The organism is Butyricicoccus sp. OF27-2pH9A (genome assembly GCF_027693185.1).
Lineage (GTDB): Bacteria > Bacillota > Clostridia > Oscillospirales > Butyricicoccaceae > Agathobaculum > Agathobaculum butyriciproducens.
On sequence record NZ_JAQEXK010000054.1, the window covers coordinates 1 to 903 of the forward strand.

Genomic DNA, 903 nt, shown 5'->3' on the forward strand with positions numbered 1-903 from the left:
GGCATATACACGCACTTTCGCAAAGGAGGTTTTCAATGACGCAAGCTGTCACTTATGAACGAGAAACAAAGTCTGTCGCATTTCAAGGGAAGATCATTGTGCTGGAAAGCCTCACGCCGGTACTTCCCCCGAAGGAGAAAGCACAGCGCAAAAAAGAAATTGAGCGTTGTCTTTATGAGGTGTTCAGAAAATATGGGGACAGATTTCCCTAATCATTCGCAACATTGTTGTCCGGGGCTGCTGATGGTATAATATAGTTGTAAGGTTGGTAGCTCCATTCCAACAAGGAAAGGAGCCCAATATGGAATTTATCAGAGAAGATTGTATTTACGCAAGACAGTCAGTAGACCGCAAGGACAGTATCAGCATTGAAAGTCAGATCGACTTTTGCAAGTATGAATTGAAAGGTGGGAGCTGCCGGGTATTCAAGGACAAAGGCTATTCCGGTAAAAATACGGACAGGCCGGAGTTTCAAAAGCTGTTGGGCGAGATCCGCAAGGGAAAGGTCAGGCGGGTCATCGTGTATAAACTGGACCGTATAAGCCGCTCTATTCTGGACTTTGCAACGATGATGGAGCTGTTTCAAGAGTATGATGTGGAGTTTGTATCATCCACAGAAAAGTTTGATACTTCGACCCCGATGGGCCGGGCCATGCTGAATATCTGCATTGTATTCGCCCAGCTTGAACGTGAGACAATTCAGAAGCGTGTCACAGACGCCTACTATTCACGGTGCCTGAAAGGCTTTCACATGAGCGGACAGGCACCATACGGTTATCAGTTAGAGCCTACTGTGGTAGAGGGTATCCGCACAAAGAAAATGGTTGCCGACCCCATAGCCGCCGACCATGTTCGGCTGATGTTTGAAATGTACGCTGAACCGGAAACCTCCTTCGGAGATAT

At 47.1% G+C, this 903-nt stretch carries 2 protein-coding genes; both read left to right on the forward strand.

All coding sequences use genetic code 11. The features are described 5' to 3' along the window. Window positions 1–212: hypothetical protein (locus PG722_RS13955; RefSeq protein WP_270580890.1), on the forward strand; the 212-nt coding region annotated here is incomplete at its 5' end. Window positions 213–301: 89 nt separating this feature from the next. After that, window positions 302–903, forward strand: a 602-nt coding sequence (locus PG722_RS13960) for a recombinase family protein (RefSeq protein WP_270580889.1), incomplete at its 3' end; no start/stop codon positions are given.